This is a genomic window from Nocardioides pakistanensis (genome assembly GCF_054781215.1).
In genome coordinates, this window is the sequence record NZ_BAAGUV010000017.1 from 164,839 (window position 1) to 183,021 (window position 18,183).

Annotated in this window: 14 protein-coding genes; 5 read left to right on the forward strand and 9 right to left on the reverse strand. The window is 71.8% G+C overall.

Features of this window, described 5'->3' with window-relative positions; genetic code table 11:
* Positions 1-284 precede the first annotated feature (284 nt).
* A complete protein-coding gene (locus tag ACYVIH_RS08300; protein ID WP_460868079.1) occupies positions 285-1,376 on the forward strand; it encodes a Glu/Leu/Phe/Val dehydrogenase dimerization domain-containing protein in 1,092 nt (363 codons plus the stop codon).
* Positions 1,377-1,537: 161 nt separating this feature from the next.
* Here the strand turns inward: ACYVIH_RS08300 and ACYVIH_RS08305 are convergent, their stop codons facing one another.
* From ACYVIH_RS08305 to ACYVIH_RS08340, 8 genes are all read right to left on the reverse strand, one after another.
* On the reverse strand, positions 1,538-1,729 hold the full coding sequence (locus tag ACYVIH_RS08305; protein WP_460868081.1) for a DUF3073 domain-containing protein: 192 nt from the start codon (positions 1,727-1,729) through the stop codon (positions 1,538-1,540).
* Between the two features lie 184 nt (positions 1,730-1,913).
* Positions 1,914-3,005, reverse strand: a complete 1,092-nt coding sequence (gene purM / locus ACYVIH_RS08310) for a phosphoribosylformylglycinamidine cyclo-ligase (protein WP_460868084.1) — start codon at positions 3,003-3,005, stop codon at positions 1,914-1,916.
* A gap of 49 nt (positions 3,006-3,054) precedes the next feature.
* Positions 3,055-4,611, reverse strand: coding sequence for an amidophosphoribosyltransferase (purF, locus tag ACYVIH_RS08315; RefSeq protein ID WP_460868086.1), 1,557 nt, complete (start codon positions 4,609-4,611; stop codon positions 3,055-3,057).
* 73 nt (positions 4,612-4,684) lie between these two features.
* The gene (locus ACYVIH_RS08320) at positions 4,685-5,161 is read right to left on the reverse strand and encodes a (2Fe-2S)-binding protein (RefSeq protein ID WP_460868088.1); all 477 of its coding nucleotides are present in this window, start codon (positions 5,159-5,161) and stop codon (positions 4,685-4,687) included.
* Positions 5,162-5,169: 8 nt separating this feature from the next.
* The gene (locus tag ACYVIH_RS08325; RefSeq protein WP_460868091.1) at positions 5,170-7,512 is read right to left on the reverse strand and encodes a molybdopterin cofactor-binding domain-containing protein; all 2,343 of its coding nucleotides are present in this window, start codon (positions 7,510-7,512) and stop codon (positions 5,170-5,172) included.
* Positions 7,513-7,724: 212 nt separating this feature from the next.
* Complete coding sequence (locus ACYVIH_RS08330) at positions 7,725-9,083, reverse strand: M20/M25/M40 family metallo-hydrolase (RefSeq protein ID WP_460868093.1); 1,359 nt, start codon at positions 9,081-9,083, stop codon at positions 7,725-7,727.
* Between the two features lie 24 nt (positions 9,084-9,107).
* A complete protein-coding gene (locus tag ACYVIH_RS08335) occupies positions 9,108-9,836 on the reverse strand; it encodes a methyltransferase (RefSeq protein WP_460868094.1) in 729 nt (242 codons plus the stop codon).
* Positions 9,833-10,201 (reverse strand): sterol carrier family protein, encoded by a 369-nt coding sequence (locus tag ACYVIH_RS08340; RefSeq protein ID WP_460868096.1) that lies wholly within the window; start codon positions 10,199-10,201, stop codon positions 9,833-9,835. Before ACYVIH_RS08340 ends, ACYVIH_RS08335 begins: the two co-directional genes overlap by 4 nt.
* Before the next feature lie 88 nt (positions 10,202-10,289).
* Here ACYVIH_RS08340 and ACYVIH_RS08345 point away from each other — a divergent pair, with 88 nt between their 5' ends.
* From ACYVIH_RS08345 to ACYVIH_RS08355, 3 genes are all read left to right on the forward strand, one after another.
* Entirely contained in the window at positions 10,290-11,594 is a 1,305-nt protein-coding gene (locus tag ACYVIH_RS08345; protein ID WP_460868098.1) for a glycoside hydrolase domain-containing protein, read from the forward strand.
* A gap of 85 nt (positions 11,595-11,679) precedes the next feature.
* Complete coding sequence (locus tag ACYVIH_RS08350; RefSeq protein ID WP_460868101.1) at positions 11,680-13,053, forward strand: glycoside hydrolase domain-containing protein; 1,374 nt, start codon at positions 11,680-11,682, stop codon at positions 13,051-13,053.
* Positions 13,054-13,236: 183 nt separating this feature from the next.
* Positions 13,237-14,475: a S8 family serine peptidase gene (locus ACYVIH_RS08355; protein ID WP_460868103.1), complete on the forward strand. Its 1,239-nt coding sequence runs from the start codon at positions 13,237-13,239 to the stop codon at positions 14,473-14,475.
* A 110-nt stretch (positions 14,476-14,585) separates the two neighbouring features.
* On the opposite strand, the gene purL is transcribed toward ACYVIH_RS08355, so the two are convergent.
* Complete coding sequence (gene purL, locus ACYVIH_RS08360; protein ID WP_460868105.1) at positions 14,586-16,928, reverse strand: phosphoribosylformylglycinamidine synthase subunit PurL; 2,343 nt, start codon at positions 16,926-16,928, stop codon at positions 14,586-14,588.
* Positions 16,929-17,104: 176 nt separating this feature from the next.
* On the opposite strand from purL, the gene ACYVIH_RS08365 reads away from it, so the two are divergent.
* Positions 17,105-18,169, forward strand: a complete 1,065-nt coding sequence (locus ACYVIH_RS08365; RefSeq protein ID WP_460868107.1) for a PQQ-dependent sugar dehydrogenase — start codon at positions 17,105-17,107, stop codon at positions 18,167-18,169.
* Positions 18,170-18,183 lie beyond the last annotated feature (14 nt).

Genomic DNA, 18,183 nt, shown 5'->3' on the forward strand with positions numbered 1-18,183 from the left:
CTCACTGTCGGTACCCACCCAGACCAGGGAGGAGACCCTGGTCATGCACACCTCAATGGTGTCACTTATGAGAGTAGGCAGGGGCCAAAATTCGGACAATGGTCTCTATGGACCACTTAGTGGTCTGGACTGCCCAGACCCGGACACCCGAAAGTGTGACCGAGGTCGCACCCGGCCCGCGTTGTTCGTAGTCTAGGCCGTGACGGACGCACCACCCCTCGCGCTCGTCACCCACCCAGTCGCCCGCACCACCCCCGCGGGCCCGATGAGGAAGGGTCACCACCGTGACCGCATCAGAGCAGTCCGGCCTCGTGTTCGAGCGCGGCACCGGTCATGAGCAGGTCGTCTTCTGCCACGACGCCCCGACCGGTCTCAAGGCGATCATCGCCATCTACTCCACCGCCCTGGGCCCTGCCCTCGGCGGCACCCGGTTCTACCCCTACCCCAGCGAGGCCGACGCCCTCGAGGACGTCCTGAACCTGTCCAAGGGGATGGCCTACAAGGCCGCCCTGGCGGGCCTGGACCTCGGCGGCGGCAAGGCCGTCATCATCGGCGACCCGACGAAGCTCAAGACCGAGGCGCTGCTGCGCGCCTACGGCCGGTTCGTGGAGTCGCTGGGCGGCCGCTACTACACCGCCTGCGACGTCGGGACCTTCCCCGAGGACATGGACGACATCGCCCGCGAGTGCTCCTACGTCACCGGGCGCACCGAGCCGCACGGCGGCGCCGGCGACTCGTCGGTGCTCACCGCCTACGGCGTCTTCCAGGGCATGCGCGCCGCGGCCGAGGTGACCTGGGGCGCCCCGACCCTGCACGGGCGCACCGTGGGGGTGGCCGGGGTCGGCAAGGTCGGCCACCACCTCGTCACCCACCTGGTCGACGACGGCGCCGAGGTGGTCGTCACCGACGTGGACCCCGAGGCGGTGGCCCGGGTCCAGGCGCAGCACCCCGGTGTCCGCGCCGTCGAGGACACCGCGGCCCTGGTCCGCGAGCAGCTCGACATCTACGCGCCCTGCGCGCTCGGCGGCGCACTCGACGACGAGACCGTCGCGGTGCTCAGCGCCCGCGTGGTGTGCGGCGCGGCGAACAACCAGCTCGCCCACGAGGGCATCGAGAAGCAGCTGCAGGACCGCGGGATCCTCTACGCCCCCGACTACATGGTCAACGCCGGTGGCCTGATCCAGGTCGCCGACGAGCTCGAGGGGTTCTCCTTCGACCGCGCCAAGCAGCGCGCGGAGAAGATCTACGACACCACGGCCCGGGTGTTCGCGCTCGCCGCCGAGGAGGGTGTCCCCCCGGCCGTCGCCGCCGACCGGCTCGCCGAGCGCCGGATGGCCGAGGTGGGTCGCCTCCGGGGCATCTGGCTCGCCGACTGAGCTGCCCGTCGTACGGCGGCCGCCCCTCCCCTGCCGGGGACCGGAGGCGGCCGCCGGCGCGCGGACCGGCGCCAACCGCGCATGCGAAACCCGCGGGCCGTCACCTTCGTCGAGAAGGCGAGGACCGCGGGCTGTCGCGTGTCAGTGGCTGATCAGCGAGGTCAGTCGCGACGGCTGGGCTCGGAGTAGTCCGCCCACTCGTCGTACTCGTCGGGCTCGCCGGCGTCGTCCGACGCCTTGCCCGACTCGCCGTGCAGCTCCCGGGCCAGCGCGCTGAGGTCCGTCTCGTGAGAGCGGTACTTCAGGTCGCGGGCAACCTTGGTCTGCTTAGCCTTCGCTCGGCCGCGCCCCATAGGGTCGACCCCCTCGCACACTCGGCCGGAGTCACGAGCGGCCTCGAACGGCGCGGGGCGGGAGGCCCGTAGCCGACGAAGAGCCCGCGCGTCCGGTCTCTCGTTCGTATTCGTCCTGAGGCAAGGCTACCTGGCCCCTGGTGAACTCGCACATCCGTCCGGGAACCCGGACGGACCGAGTGGGTCACCAGCCGGCGTACTGCCCGGTGAGGGTGACCGAGCCGCCGCGGGCACCGGCCGGGTCGGGGGCGCTGACCTCGCCGGCGGCCCAGGACCGGATCCCGTAGCCGTCGAGGATCGTGATCGCGCGCTCGACGTCCTCGGGCGCGACCAGGGCGACCATGCCGACCCCGCAGTTCAGGGTCTTCTCCAGGTCGGCCAGCTCCATCGCGCCGACCTGACGGACCAGGTCGAAGACCGGCTGGGGCGTCCAGGAGGCCCGGTCGATGGTGGCGACCAGGCTGTCGGGCATGACCCGCTCGAGGTTGGCGGCGAGGCCGCCGCCGGTGACGTGGGACATCGCATGGGTGCCGGTGTTGCGGGCCAGGTCGAGGCAGGCCTTGGCGTAGATCCGGGTCGGCTCCAGGAGCTCCTCGCCCAGGGTCCGGCCGAGCTCGTCGACGTGGCGGTCCAGGGACCAGCCGGCCTTCTCCAGCAGGACGTGCCGCACCAGGGAGTAGCCGTTGGAGTGCAGCCCCGAGGAGGCCATCGCCAGCACTACGTCACCGGCCTGGACCCGGCCCGGTCCGAGCAGTCCGGCTGCCTCGACCACCCCGGTGGTGGATCCGGCGACGTCGTACTCGTCGGGGCCGAGCAGCCCGGGATGCTCGGCGGTCTCCCCGCCGATCAGCGCCGCGCCGGCCTGCACGCACGCCTCGGCGATGCCCTGCACGATCGCCGCGATCCGCTCCGGGACGACCCGGCCGGTGGCGATGTAGTCGGTGACGAACAGCGGCTCGGCACCCACGACGACCAGGTCGTCGACGAGCATCCCGACCAGGTCGAAGCCGATCGTGTGGTGCACGTCCATGGCCTGCGCGATGGCGACCTTGGTGCCCACGCCGTCGGCGGAGCTGGCGAGCAGCGGGTGGTCGTACTTCTTCAGCGCGCAGGCGTCGAACAGCCCCGCGAAGCCGCCGATCCCGCCGACCATCTCCGGGCGGCGGGCCTTGTCGATCCAGGTCTTCATCAGCTCGACGGCCTTGTCGCCGGCCTCGATCGAGACCCCCGCGGCCTCGTAGGTGCTGCCCGGGCTGGGCTGGTGCTGGTCGGGCATGCGGTCCTCTTCGGTCACGGGACGGGTCGGTCGGGACTCGGGACGGCGCTCAGGGCCGGTCGAGCGCGTCGGAGGCGCCACCTCCGCCGACCGAGGTGGAGACCCCGTCGGCGTCGGTGATGTCGGTGAGCTCGAGCAGGTGCTTGCCGAGGTGCTCCGGCTCGGGAAGCGCGACGGGGTAGACCCCGTCGAAGCAGGCCCGGCAGAGGCTCTCCTTCGGCACCGTGGTCGCCTCGACGAGCTCGTCGAGCGAGACGTACCCGAGCGAGTCCGCGTCGATGGAGCGTGCGATCTCGTCGGGGGTGAGGCCGTTGGCGATCAGCTCCGCGCGCGTCGCGAAGTCGATGCCGTAGAAGCAGGGCCACTTCACCGGCGGGCTGGAGATCCGCACGTGCACCTCGCGGGCGCCGGCCTCCCGGAGCATCCGCACCAGGGCGCGCTGGGTGTTCCCGCGCACGATCGAGTCGTCGACCACGACCAGCCGCTTGCCCTCGATGACGTCGCGCAGCGGGTTCAGCTTCAGCCGGATGCCGAGCTGGCGGATGGTCTGCGAGGGCTGGATGAACGTGCGGCCGACGTAGGAGTTCTTCACCAGCCCGGTGCCGTAGGGGATCCCGCTCTCCTCGGCGTACCCGATCGCGGCGGGGGTGCCGGACTCCGGCACCGGCATGACCAGGTCCGCCTCGACGGGGTACTCGCGGGCCAGCCGGCGGCCGATGTCGACGCGGACGCTGTGCACCCGCTGGTCGTTCATCAAGGTGTCGGGCCGGGCGAGGTAGACGAACTCGAAGAGGCAGTGCTTCGGCGCCGGCTCGGCGAAGTGCCGGCTGCGCAGGCCGTCCTCGTCGACGGCGACCAGCTCGCCGGGCTCGATCTCGCGGATGTAGGAGGCGCCGACGATGTCGAGCGCCGCGGTCTCGCTGGCGACGACCCAGCCGCGTTCGAGGCGGCCCAGCACCAGCGGGCGGATGCCCTGCGGGTCGCGCGCGGCGTAGAGCGTGTTCTCGTCCATCCACACGAAGGAGAAGGCGCCCTTCACGGAGGGGAGCACCTCGACGGCGTTCTCCTCCAGGCTCTTGTCGGGGTGGTGGGCGAACAGCGCGGTGACCAGGCTGGTGTCGTTGGTGGACTCCAGGCCGCGGGCGGGGATGTCGAGCTCGCCGTTGAGGTTCGGCAGGTCCGCGACCCGCTCGGCGAGCTCGCGGGTGTTGGTGAGGTTCCCGTTGTGGGCCAGCGCGATCGACCCGGTCGCGGTGGGCCGGAACGTCGGCTGCGCGTTGTGCCAGGTGCTGGCGCCGGTCGTGGAGTACCTCGCGTGCCCCACGGCGACGTGGCCCTGGAGCGAGGCCAGCGTGGTCTCGTCGAAGACCTGGGAGACCAGGCCCATGTCCTTGAACACCAGGATCTGCCGGCCGTTGCTCACCGCGATGCCCGCGGACTCCTGGCCGCGGTGCTGCAGCGCGTAGAGGCCGTAGTAGGTGAGCTTGGCGACGTCCTCGCCAGGGGCCCAGACGCCGAAGACCCCGCACGCGTCCTGCGGTCCGCGCTCGTGGGGGTCGAGGTCGTGGTTCAGTCGGCCGTCACCGCGGCGGGCATTCCCAGGCACACCGGAAGTCTACGGGCATGCCGGTGGGCAGGCCGAATCCCGCGGACATCCGTCTAGAACGTGGACGCCGGTCTCACATCCGCTCGGCGCCCGCCTTGATCGCGTCGCGGATCCGGTTGTAGGTGCCGCACCGGCAGATGTTGCGGATCTCGTCGAGGTCGGCGTCGGTGATCGAGCGGCCCTCCCGTCGTACCTGCTTGACCTTCGCGACCGCGGCCATGATCTGGCCCGGCTGGCAGTAGCCGCACTGGACCACGTCCTGCTCGAGCCAGGCCTCCTGCATCGGGTGCAGGTCCTTGCCGACGGTGTCCGGCAACCCCTCGATCGTGGTGATCTCGTCACTGCGCTTGAGGTCCCCGACGCGTACGGCGCACGGGTTGAACGCCTTGCCGTTGACGTGGGAGGTGCACGCCTTGCAGACGTTGATCCCGCAGCCGTACTTCGGGCCCTTGAGACCGATCACGTCGCGCAACACCCACAGCAGGCGGACGTCGGGGTGCACGTCGACGGTGACGACCTTGCCGTTGAGCTTGAAGGTATGTCTGGCCACGACGACTCCTAGTAGGTGAGCTTCAGCCCGTTGGTGGGCGACTGCGGGACGGGCGGGACGAACGACTTCGGCGTGAACGCCAGCGGGTCGTTGTGGTTGATCGGGAAGTGGGTCGGCATCGTCCCGGTGGCACGGCCGTAGGCGCAGGCCACGGCCGCGAACGTCGCCGCCACGCCGGCCTCGCCGGCGCCGCCGGGCTGGCCGCTGTCGGAGGGCATGACCACGACCTCGAGCTCGGGCGGCACGTTCCACTGCCGGGTGTAGAAGTAGTTGTCCCAGCTCGCCTCGAGGAAGCGACCGTCCTTCAGGTGCATGCTCGAGGTCAGCGCGAGCGCGATGCCGTCGGAGACCCCGCCCATCATCTGCGCCTCGAGGCCACGCGGGTTGACCACCAGGCCGGCGTCCACGGCGAAGACCACCTTGGTCACCCGCGGACCGGTGACCGCGTTGCGGACCCTGCGGTTGACCGTCTCCGGCCGGCAGTCGATCTCCACCAGGCAGGCAGTGACGCCCTTGTACTCCTTGTGGATCGCGATCCCCTGCGCCATGCCCTTCGGCATCCGGCGGCCCCAGCGGCCGACCTGCGCGACCTTGTCGAGCGCGTCGCGGGCCCGGTCGTTCTTCAGGAACGCGCGGCGGAACTCGTAGGGGTCCTGGCCGACCTCCTCGGCGAGCCGGTCGACCATCAGCTCCGAGGCACAGCGCACGTCCGGCGAGTAGATGTTGCGCATGCTGCCGGTGTTGAACCGGTCGTCGGTCTCGGTCAGCGTCTGGTCGACCACGCCGAAGTCGTAGGGCATCTCCTGGGTCAGCGCGAAGATCGTCTCGGCGAACGACAGGTTCCCTCCCACCGGCAGCTTGGCGGCCATCGCGCTGATGATCTCGCCGAGGCCGTGCGTGAAGTCGGTGGAGACCGAGGTGTGCCGCTGCTCGAAGGTGAGCACCTCCTTGCCCAGCACCGTGGCCCGGATCCGGCTGGTGCACATCGGGTGCGCCCGGCCCTGCCGGGGCTCGTCGGCGCGGTGCCACATCAGCTTCACCGGCTTGCCCATCGCCTTGGAGATCTGCGCGGCCTCGAGCGCGGCGTCGAAGAACAGCTTGCGGCCGAAGGAACCGCCGCCCTGCACGACGTGCACGGTGACCTTGTCCTGCGGCAGGCCGAGGGTCGCGGCGATCTCCTGCTGGGCGACGATCGGCGACTTCAGGCTGGCCCAGATCTCCGCACGGTCCTCGCGCACGTCGGCGACGGCGGAGTTGGGCTCCAGCGAGGAGTTGCTGCGGAAGTAGAACGTGAAGTCGGCCTCGACCGTCTTCGCGAGCGCGGGCACCGCGGGTACGGCGAGCGGCAGCTCGGCCTTCTTCAGCCCCTCGAGGATCGTCTCGTCGGACTCGCCCTCGACCGAGCCGGGGTTCCAGTCGACCTTCAGCGCCCGGATCGCGTCGATGCACTGGCCGTGCGTGCGGGCGCGCACCGCCACCCCGGTCGGCACCATCGCGACGTGGGTGACCCCGGGCATGCCCAGCACCTCGCGGCGGTTGCGGACCCGCTTCGGGGAGCCGTTCAGCGTCGGCGGCCGGCACACCATCGTGGGCAGCGCGCCCCGGACGTCGAGGTCGGTGGCGAACTCCTTGCGGCCGGTCACCGCGGCGAGCGCGTCGACCCGGTTGCGAGGCGTGCCGACCACCGTGAACTCGGAGGCGGGCTTGAGCTCGACGGCCACCCTGCGCGTGGTCGTGGCGGCCGCCCGGCCGGCGAGCTCGCCGTACGTCACGCTGCGGCCGTCGGGGGCGGAGATGACGCCGCCCTTGGCCTTCAGGCTCTCGACGGTGTCGCCGAGCACGGTCGCGGCGGCCTCGAGCAGCGCGCCCTTGGCGATCGCGGCCGCGACCCGGATCGGGGTGAACGTCGAGATCGTGGTGTTCGAGCCGCCGGTGAGCTGGTTGAAGAGGAGCTCGGGGCGCGCGTCGGCCAGCGTCACCTCGACCTTCTCCAGCGGCAGGTCGAGCTCCTCGGCGATCAGCATCGCCGTCGACGTGGTGATCCCCTGGCCGACCTCGGCGCGCGGCAGCGCGAACGACGCGGTGCCGTCCTCGTTGACCGTGACCGTGATCAGGTTCGCCGTCGGCCTCGTCGCGTCGGTGAGCATGTCGTTGAGGTCGTAGAGCTCAGGTGGCTGCGGCGCCGACGGCACGGCGGCCGTGGCGGGCTCGGTGAGGGCCAGGTCGGCTGCCGCGACGAGGGTCGCGGCGCCGATCAGGTAGCCCATGAAGCGTCGGCGGCCGACCTGGTGCGGCGTACCGGGGTCGGGGCTGGCGAAGCCGTTCTCGGGCAGGGCAGGGCGCTCGGTCATGCGCGGGTCCTCTCCGCGGGTCCCCCGGCTCACCGGGGCTGGTCGTGCTCCCTCTCCCGCTGGACAGAATGTCACGAAATGTAAAATCGCCCAAGCGGGTGGTCCCGAGACGGCGAGCCGCGCCGGAATCGTTCAGCTGAGCTGTTGTGACAGCCGTTCAGACGGATCGGCCGTCACAACCGTTCAGCTGAACGGGTGTGACGATCGTGGGCTCAGCGGCGAGCGAGGTTGTGCAGCAGGAGCGTCTCGGCGAGGCAGACCCGCTCGAACTCGGCGAGGTGCAGGCCCTCGTTGGCTCCGTGCGCGCGGGTGTCGGGGTCCTCGACCCCGGTGACGAGTACGGCGGCCTCGGGGAACGCCTTCTGGAAGGAGGCGATGAACGGGATCGACCCGCCCACCCCGATGTCGACCGGCTCCACCCCGTCCCACGCCTCGCGGAACGCGGCCCGGGCCACGTCGTAGACCGGCCCCTGCGCCTCGATCACGCCCGGCTGCCCGCTCTCGCGGCCCGGGGTGACGGTGACCTTCGCGCCCCAGGGAGCATGGGTCTCGAGGTGCCGGGTGAGCTTCTCCAGGGCCGCGGTGGCCTCGTCGCCGGGGGCCACGCGCAGCGAGACCTTCGCCCGCACCGAGGGGATCAGGGTGTTGCTCGCCTCGGCGGTCCGGGTGGTGTCCAGCCCGATGATCGAGATCGACGGCTTGGTCCACAGCCGCTCGACGGCGGAGCCCGAGCCGATCAGCGAGACGCCGTCGAGCACCGAGGACTCCGCCCGGATCCGGTCTTCCGGGTAGTCCACGTCGCTGGCCGGTCCGCTCACCAGGCCCTCGACCGCGACGTTGCCGTCGTCGTCGTGCAGGGTCGCGAGCAGCCGCACCATCGCCATCATCGCGTCGGGCACGAGCCCGCCCCACATGCCCGAGTGCACAGCGTGGTCGAGCGTGCTGACGCCGACGAACACGTCCACGTTGCCGCGCAGCGTCGTGGTGAGCGCGGGCAGGCCGATGTCCCAGTTCGTGGAGTCGGCGATCACGATCACGTCGGCGGCGAGGCGCTCCTGGTGCTCGGCGAGGAACGCCTCCAGCGTCGGGGAGCCGACCTCCTCCTCACCCTCGACGAACACCGTCACCCCGACCGGCAGGTCGTCGCCGAGAGCCCGGATCGCGGCGAGGTGCGCCGCGATCCCGGCCTTGTCGTCGGCCGCACCGCGACCGTAGAGCCGGTCGCCGCGCTCGGTCGGCTCGAACGGCTCGCTCTCCCACAGCGCACGGTCGCCCACGGGCTGGACGTCGTGGTGCGCGTAGAGCAGCACCGTGGGCGCCCCCGCGGGAGCAGGCTTGCGCGCGACGACCGCGGGCGCACCGTCCCCGCTCGACAGGATCTCCACGTCGAAGCCCTCGGCCGTGAACAGCTCGGCGGTCGTCTCGGCGGAGCGTCGTACCTCGTCCTTGAGCGCGGGATCGGCGCTGATCGAGGGGATCCGGACGAGCCGCTCGAGGTCGGCGCGCACCGAGGGAAGCACGCGCTGCACGGCGTCGCGGAGGACGGAGGTGGCCGGGTCGGAGCTGGTCATGCCGCCCACCCTATGACCGGGCGGTCAGGCTCCGGCGACGGTCCCCGGCAGGGCGAGGTCGGCGACCTCGATCCGGTAGGTGCGGTACTCCACCGGGTGACCGTCCTTGTCCATCTCACGCCGCGACACGACCTGGAAGGCGAGCCCGTTGCTCTCGATCAGCTGCTCGAGGTAGCCGATGTCGGCGGTGGTGCCGAAGAACACCAGGATCCGGCCGTTGTCGGCGAGGTGCTCGCGCACGGTGGCGAAGAAGGCGGTCAGCGTCTGGTAGTCCTCGTCGGTGATCGAGACCTCGGCCCAGTCACGCGGCTTCATCCACCGGAACGGCGGGTCGAAGACGACCAGGTCGAAGCGTCCGTCGGCCTCCGCGAACAGGTCGCTGCGGCGGATGTCGATCCGGTCCGCGACGCCGTTGCGCTCGGCGTTGGCCTTCGCCGCCTCCACCGCGTGCGGGTTGATGTCCAGGGCCACCACGTCGGCGCCGCGCGTGGCGGCCAGGATCGCGTTCACGCCGCTGCCGGTGCCCATGTCGAGCACCCGCTCGTCGGGCTTCACCTCGTCGAGGACCACCCGGCCGAGCACGTCGGAGGTGCTCTCGATGACCTGCACGTGCGGCGGCACCACGAGGGTCAGCCCGAGGTACTCGAAAACCTCGCCCTCCTCGGAGACCTTCTTCAGGTACTCGTAGTGCTCGTCGTGCCAGGCCTGCATGCGGGCCGCCTCCTCCGCGGAGACGGTCGGCCGGTACGTCATCGTGCCTCCAGGAGGGGGAGCAGCGGGCTGAGGTCGGAGCGTTCGCCGGAGGCACTTACCCGCCCGGCACCGGTCGCATCCTCCCAGGTCAGGTCGCCGACGGCCAGCGCGATCCAGGTCGCCGGGTCGGTCTCCACCACGGCGGGCGGTGTGCCGCGGGTGTGCCGGGTGCCCTCGATGCACTGGGCCACGGCGTACGGCGGGACCCTGACCTCGACCGCGCCACCGGGCGCCTTCCCGACGAGCAGCGCCAGCAGGTGCTTGGTGAGCAGGCGCAGGTCCTCGCTCGCGGCGGTGCCCTCGTGGAACCGCGCGAGGGCGGCCTGCACGAGCGTGGGGTCGGCGGGTCGGAGGAAAACGGGCATGACGCCCAGTATCTCCGGCCGGGTCGTGGTCGCCGGTTGTCGGTCCCAGCCGCTAGGTTCGGGGCCACCACACGGACGGGGGAACCTGATGATCGATCTGCTTCGCAGGGCGGCGACCGCCGTCACGCTGCTGCTCGCGAGCCTGGCGTGGTCCGGCGCACCGGCGCAGGCCGCCACCCGGGTCACCCCCGGCAGCTTCACCGGCTTCGCCTTCGACACCTGTGTCACCCCCGACTCGGCGACGATGGACGTGTGGCGGACCGACTCGCCGTTCTGGGGGGTCGGGGTCTACCTCGGCGGGGAGGCCACGACCTGCGACAACAGCCTGCTCACCAGCGCCTGGGTGCAGCGCCAGTCCCGGCTGGGATGGCGGATCCTCCCGATCTGGGTGGGCCCACAGGCCGCCTGCTCCACGGTCGACTACGCCGCCGACATCTCCCCGGCCCCCGCCGGGTCCTACGCCGCCGCGGCGGCCCAGGGACGCGCCAACGCCGACGCGGCGGTCCGCGCCGCGAAGGCCGTCGGCATCGCCGCCGGCAGCACGCTCTGGTACGACGTGGAGGACTTCGCGCTCGACGACCAGGACTGCCGTCGCTCGACCCTGACCTTCCTGTCCGCGTGGAGCAAGCAGCTCCACCGGCGCGGCTGGGTCTCCGGCGTCTACAGCAACGTGGCCGCGGCCGTCGACGCGCTCGACTACGCCGACACCGTCTCCCCCGGCTCCTACGCCCTGCCCGACCAGCTCTGGTACGCCTGGGACAACGGCCGCGCCGACACGCGGGTCGACCGGCGTTGGGTGCGCGGTGACAACTGGACCCCGCATGCCCGGGTGCACCAGTACGCCTTGGACACCGTCGCCGAGTACGGCGGCGTCTCGATGCTCATCGACCGCAACTTCATGGACGTCGGCCGCGGCTCCGTCGCGCCGCGCGCACTTCCCACCTGCGGCGTCCGGGTCGACTTCGCCGACTACAAGCCGCTGCGCAGGGGCAGCACCGGCGCTCAGGTCAAGGCGGCTCAGTGCCTGCTGAAGAAGAAGCGGCTCTACCGCGGCCGTGTGCACGGGCGGTACGACGGCGCGACGGCGCGCGCGGTCCGCACCTTCCAGCAGCGGCGCGAGCTGCGGCGCACCGGCACCACGACCCCGGCGACCTGGACGGTGCTGCTGGCCGAGGGATCCAACCCCGTGGTCAAGCGTGGGTCGGTGGGCGATCCGGTCCGGCGGCTCCAGCGCGGGCTGACCGCGGCGCTCGACCGGCGGCTCCGGGTCAGCGGAGTGTTCGACGCGGCCACGACGGGCGCGGTGCTGCGCTACCAGCGGGCCCGCGGGCTTCCGGCGACAGGCGTGGTCACCCGCGCGACCTGGGCCGAGCTGGAGGCGGGCCACCGCTGAACGGCCGGTTCGGACGATCGGCCACGACGATCCCTTTACTCGTCGTAGGCTTGCGGCCTGTTCGTCCACGGGGAAAGACATCGCTTTGAACATCTCGGTCCTCCGGCGCGGCCTGCACCGTGCCGTCGTGCTCCTCACCGTCTCGCTGACCGCCGTCGCCGGGTTGGCCGTCGTCACCGCGCCGCCCGCCCAGGCGGCCAACCGGGTCACGCCGGGCAACTTCACCGGCTACGGCTTCGACCAGTGCATCACCCAGTCGCAGGAGGTGATGGACGCCTGGCTGACCTCTTCGCCGTACTGGGCCGTCGGCGTCTACATCGCCGGCGACAACCGCTACTGCGGTGACGACAAGCAGGTCAACCTCACCTCGGAGTGGGTCGCCACCCAGCTGCGCAACGGCTGGAAGGTGCTGCCGATCACGGTCGGCCCGCAGGCGTCCTGCTACCGCAACCCTTCGAAGAAGGTCCGCATCACCCCGGACCCGACCGACGACTACGCGGCCGCCCGGCTTCAGGGCCGGTTCGAGGCCGAGGACACGGTGCAGCGGGCGCAGGCGCTGGGCATCCGCCCGCGGAGCACGCTGTGGTACGACCTCGAGGCCTACGACACCGACAACGTGCGGTGCCGGGACTCGGCGCTGCACTTCCTGTCCGCCTGGACCCGCACCCTGCACAGCCTCGGCTACGTCTCGGGGGTGTACTCCAGTGCCGCGCGGGGGATCAACGCCCTCGACGACGCACGGGTGCTGGAGCCCGAGCGGTTCGTCATGCCCGACCAGGTGTGGATCGCCGAGTGGGTCAAGCCCGAGGACTACCGGACCCCGCCGCGGGTCTACCCGCCGACCTTGATGTCGCAGTACGTCCGTGACGACGGGTGGCTCCCGGGCGGCCGGATGCGGCAGTACCGCGGTGGGCACGACGAGACCTGGGGCGGCGCCACGGTCAACATCGACACCAACTACCTCGACCTCGGCCGCGGCACGCTGCCGGGGCGGGCGCCGCGGCTGTGCGGCGACACCCGGCTGGACTTCCCGCGCTACCGGCGGCTGGTCCGCGGCAACCAGAACGCCCAGGTGGCTGCACTGCAGTGCCTGCTGAAGCGCAAGAAGCTCTACGGCGGCAGGGTCAACGGCGTCTTCACCCCCGGCACCGAGCGGGGCGTGCGCCGGTTCCAGGAGGCCCGCGGGTTCCGCCCGCACGGCCGGATGCTGCGCAGCCACTGGACCGTGCTGCTGTCGGAGGGCAACACCCCGGTGCTCAAGATCGGCTCGGGCGGCAACGGCGTGCGTCGGGTGCAGCGGGCGCTGAACGCGACCATCCACGCCGGCCTGGCCGTGGACGGCATCTTCGGTCCGGCGACCACCAACGCCGTGCGTCGCTACCAGCGCGAGGTCGGCCTGCGCCGCACCGGCGTGGTCGCCCCGGACACCTGGGCGATGTTCCACACCGGCCGGCTCTGACACCCGGCCGGCCCGGCACCGAACCTGTCAGGCTGCGGTGCCGGACCGGCGAGTGGCCCGGGAGTGCACGGACGTGAACGTGCGCAAACCTGCACGCCACCGCGCGTGACCCGAGGCTGCACCTGTCGTTGGTCCGTCCGTTCGGCCGCCGACCCGGCGGCTCGTCTCGGATAGGACACGACCTTGCGCAAGATCTCGCTCGCGGCGACCGTCGCATGCACCCTGGCGGTCGCCGGCACCGCCCTCACCAGCACCGCCACCGCAGCCCCCGCCGCTGACGACCTCGGCTCCGGCCGCTACATCGTCGTCCTCGAGGACGGCGTGGCCGCCCGCGCCGTCGCAGCGGCGCACACCGAGCGGTTCGGCCTCGACCTCGGCCATGTGTACACCTCGGCGCTCAAGGGCTACTCGGCGACGATGCCCTCCTCGGTGGCCACCGTGCTGGAGAAGCTGCCGACGGTGGCCTGGGTGCAGCGCGACGGCGCCGTCTCCACGACCGCCCAGTCCACCCCGAGCGGGATCGACCGCGCCAACGCCGACGCCAGCCCGACCGCCGCGATCAACGGCTCGGACGAGCGCGTGGACGTCGACGTCGCGGTGATCGACACCGGCGTCGACCTCGACCACACCGACCTCAACGTCAACCGGGCCGGCGCCAGGAACTGCTCGCTGCTGTCCCTCAGCGCCAACGACGGCAACGGCCACGGCACCCACGTCGCCGGCACGATCGGCGCCCTCGACAACGGCGCCGGCGTGGTCGGCATGGCACCGGGCGCCCGGATCTGGCCGGTGAAGGTGCTCAGCGACCTCGGCACCGGGTTCAACTCCGACGTGATCTGCGGGATCGACTACGTCGCGGCCAACGCCGCCTCGATCGAGGTGGCGAACATGAGCCTCGGCGGCAGCGGCACCGACGGCGGCAGCTGCGGCGCCACCAGCGGCGACGCGATGCACGCCGCGATCTGCGAGGCCGTGTCGGCCGGGGTGACCTTCGTGGTGGCCGCCGGCAACGACGCCGCCGACGCCGCGAGCTTCACGCCCGCCGCGTACGACGAGGTGATCACCGTCAGCGCACTCGCCGACTTCAACGGCCTGCCCGGCGGCGGCGCGGCCGCGACCTGCCGCGACGACGTCGACGACACCTTCGCGAGCTTCTCGAACTACGGCAGCGACGTCGACATCATCGCCCCCGGTGTCTGCATCACCTCGACCTGGAACGACGGGACGTACAACACGATCTCCGGCACCTCGATGGCCAGCCCGCACGTGGCCGGCGGTGCGGCGCTGTACGCCGCGAAGAACCCCGACGCCACTCCGGCCCAGGTGAAGGCGGCCCTGCAGAACGCCGGCTCGCTGGACTGGGACAACAGCGACGACCTCGACAGCACCAAGGAGCGGCTGCTCGACGTCAGCGTCTTCTGAGCCCGGCCGGTTCGCCGGCCGCCGCCGGCCGGTCACCGGGCCGGCCGAACGCACAACCCCCTCGCGCGGGTCTCGGGTCCGCACGAGGGGGTTGTGTCGTCAGTGGCGGGTCAGTCCGCCAGGGCCTGCGGCAGCGTGCCCGACCAGGCCTCACGGAGCTCGGTCAGCGGCACCGAGAACTGGTCCTGGATGTCGAGCAGCGCCTCGGGCCCGGTCCCGTCGGTGACCCCGATCCGGGCGTGCGGGAAGCCGCGGGCCGCACACATGTCGGTGAACCGGACCTCCTCGCTGCGCGGCACCGCGACGATCGCCCGGCCCGCGGACTCACTGAACAGCGCCACGAACGGGTCGAGGTCGTCGGGCAGCCACACCCGGGCGCCGATCCCACTGCGGCGGCCGCCGAGGAGGCACGACTCGACGAGCGCCTGGGCCAGTCCGCCGTCGGCGAGGTCGTGCGCGGCGTCGATCAGCCCGTCACGCGAGGCGTTGACCAGGATGTCGGCGAGCTCCTTCTCCGCGGCCAGGTCGACCGCGGGGGGCCGGCCCCCGAGATGCCCGTGCACGACGTGAGCCCACTCGGAGCCGGACAGCTCCTCGCGCGTGGCGCCGAGCAGGTAGATCTGCTGGCCCTCGGCGACGAACCCGGACGGCGTACGGCGGGTGACGTCGTCGATCACGCCGAGCACCGCCACGACCGGGGTGGGCAGGATCGGGGTGTCGCCGGTCTGGTTGTAGAGACTGACGTTGCCGCCGGTCACCGGGACGGCGAGGTCGCGGCAGCCGTCGGCCAGGCCGCGGGTGGCCTCGGCGAACTGCCACATCACGTCGGGGTCCTCGGGCGAGCCGAAGTTCAGGCAGTCGCTGACCGCGAGCGGGCGGGCACCGGTGGCCGCGACGTTGCGGTAGGCCTCGGCCAGGTTGAGCTGCGCACCGACGTACGGGTCGAGCTTGGCGAACCGCCCGTTGCCGTCGGTCGACACGGCGACGCCGAGGTTGGACTCCTCGTCGATGCGCACCATGCCGCTGTCCTCGGGCTGGGCGAGCACGGTGTTGCCCTGGACGTAGCGGTCGTACTGGTCGGTGATCCAGGAGTTGTCGCACAGGTTCGGGCTGGCGACCATCCGCAGCAGCGTCTCGCGCAGCTCCGCCGAGGTTCCGGGCCGCGGGAGCCGCTCGGCGGCGTCGGCCTGGAGGTCGTCCTGCCACGACGGCCGCGCGTAGGGCCGGTTGTAGACCGGTCCCTCGTCGGCCACCGTCTTCGGGGGTACGTCGACCACGGTCTCGCCGTGCCAGTCGACGACGAGCCGCCCGGTGTCGGTGACCTCGCCGATCACCGTGGCCTCGACGCCCCACTTCGCACAGATCTCCATGAACCGGTCGACCTTGCCCGGCTCGACGACTGCCTGCATGCGCTCCTGGGACTCGCTCATCAGGATCTCCTCCGGCGAGAGCGTGGAGTCGCGCAGCGGCACCCGGTCGAGGTGCACGTGCATGCCGCCGGTGCCGGCCGAGGCCATCTCCGAGGTCGAGCACGACAGGCCGGCGCCGCCGAGGTCCTGGATGCCGACGACGAGGTCCTCGGCGAACAGCTCGAGCGAGCACTCGATCAGGAGCTTCTCCATGAACGGGTCGCCGACCTGGACGCTGGGTCGCTTGGCGGGACCCCCCTTCCCGTCAGCACCGGCGTCGAAGGTCTCCGAGGCGAGCACCGAGACACCGCCGATCCCGTCGCCACCGGTGCGGGCGCCGTACAGGATCACCTTGTTGCCCACCCCGCTGGCCGCGGAGACCTGGAGCTCGTCGTGACGCATCACGCCGACGCACAGCGCGTTGACCAGCGGGTTGCCGAGGTAGGACTCGTCGAACACCGCCTCGCCGCCGATGTTGGGCAGGCCCAGGCAGTTGCCGTAGCCGCCGACGCCGGCGACGATCCCGGGCAGCACGCGATGGGTGTCGTCGGCGTCGAGCGGGCCGAAGCGCAGCGGGTCCATCACCGCGACCGGCCGCGCGCCCATGGCGAGGATGTCGCGGACGATGCCGCCGACGCCGGTCGCCGCGCCCTGGTAGGGCTCGACGTAGGACGGGTGGTTGTGGGACTCGACCTTGAACGTCACGGCGTAGCCGTCACCCACGTCGACCACGCCGGCGTTCTCGCCGATGCCGACCATCAGCTTCTCGCGCATCTCGTCGGTGACCTTCTCGCCGAACTGGCGCAGGTGCACCTTGCTCGACTTGTAGGAGCAGTGCTCGCTCCACATCACCGAGTACATCGCCAGCTCCGAGGAGCTGGGGCGGCGGCCGAGGATCTCGCGGATCCGGTCGTACTCGTCGGCCTTGAGACCGAGGTCGGCCCAGGGCTGCTCGCGGTCGGGATCCTTGGCTGCGACCTCGACGGTGTCGAGCCGGGATGCGTGCGTCGGCTGGGAGGGCTGCTCTGGACGCTGTTCAGTCACCGATGTTGACTTTCGGATCGGTCGATCAGGGGATGTGGCCGGTGCCCAATCTACCGCCCGTGACGCCGCGCTCCTGAGCCAGCCCGGTTTCCCGGAACAAGCTCTGTCGCGGTCTCGTCGCCCCGTGGCAAGGTAGGACGACCGCCCTCGCTCCCGGACTCACGACGGAGGTCACCGTGGACCGACGCACGCTCCTCAAGGCCGGTCTGGCCACCACCGCAGGCGGGCTGCTCGTGCCCGCCGCAGACGGGCTCGTCGAGGGATCCGAGGCAGCACCCCGGGTGCAGCGCACCCTGGCCAAGAACCTGGCGGTCCCGTGGGGGATCGCCTTCCTGCCCAACGGCGACGCTCTCGTCGGCGAGCGCGACACGGGCGCGGTGTTCCGGGTGTCCCGGCGCGGGGGCCGCCGGCGGGTGGGCACGATCCCGATCGGCGCCATGCACGCCGCCGGCGGCGAGGGCGGCGTGCTCGGGCTGGCGCTGTCGCCGCGGTTCCGTCGCGACCGCTGGGTGTACGCCTACGTCTCGACGTCGTCGGACAACCGGATCGTGCGGATGCGCTACCGCGACGGTCGGCTCGGTCCGCGCCGGGTCGTGCTCGCCGGGATCCCGATGGCCGGCCACCACAACGGCGGGCGGCTCGCCTTCCACGGCGGGCTGCTCTACGCCAGCACCGGCGACGCCGGCAACAGCTCGCTGTCGCAGGACCGCGGCTCGCTGGCCGGCAAGATCCTGCGGATGACCCCCGACGGCCGGGTGCCGCAGGGCAACCCGTTCGGCAACTACACCTGGTCATGGGGGCACCGCAACGTCGAGGGCATCGCCTGGGACTCCCGCGGGCGGCTGTGGGCCAGCGAGTTCGGCCAGGACACCTGGGACGAGCTCAACCGGATCGTCCGGGGCGGCAACTACGGCTGGCCGCGCAGCGAGGGCGGCGACGGCCGGGGCGGCAACCGCGACCCGTTCGCACGTTGGTCACCGGCGGACTGCTCACCGAGCGGGGTCGCGGTCGCCGGCGACTGGGCGTTCCTCGGCGCGCTGCGCGGGCAGGCGTTGTGGGCGGTGAAGGTCACCGGCCCGGGCCGCGGCCGCCGGCGCCGGTCCTTCCACGAGCGGTTCGGCCGGATCCGCACCGCGCAGAAGGCCCCCGACGGGTCGCTGTGGATCACCACCAGCAACCACGACGGGCGATCCGACAGCCCGCACCGCAACGACGACCGGGTGATCCGGCTGCGCCTGTGACCGTCCCGGCCTCC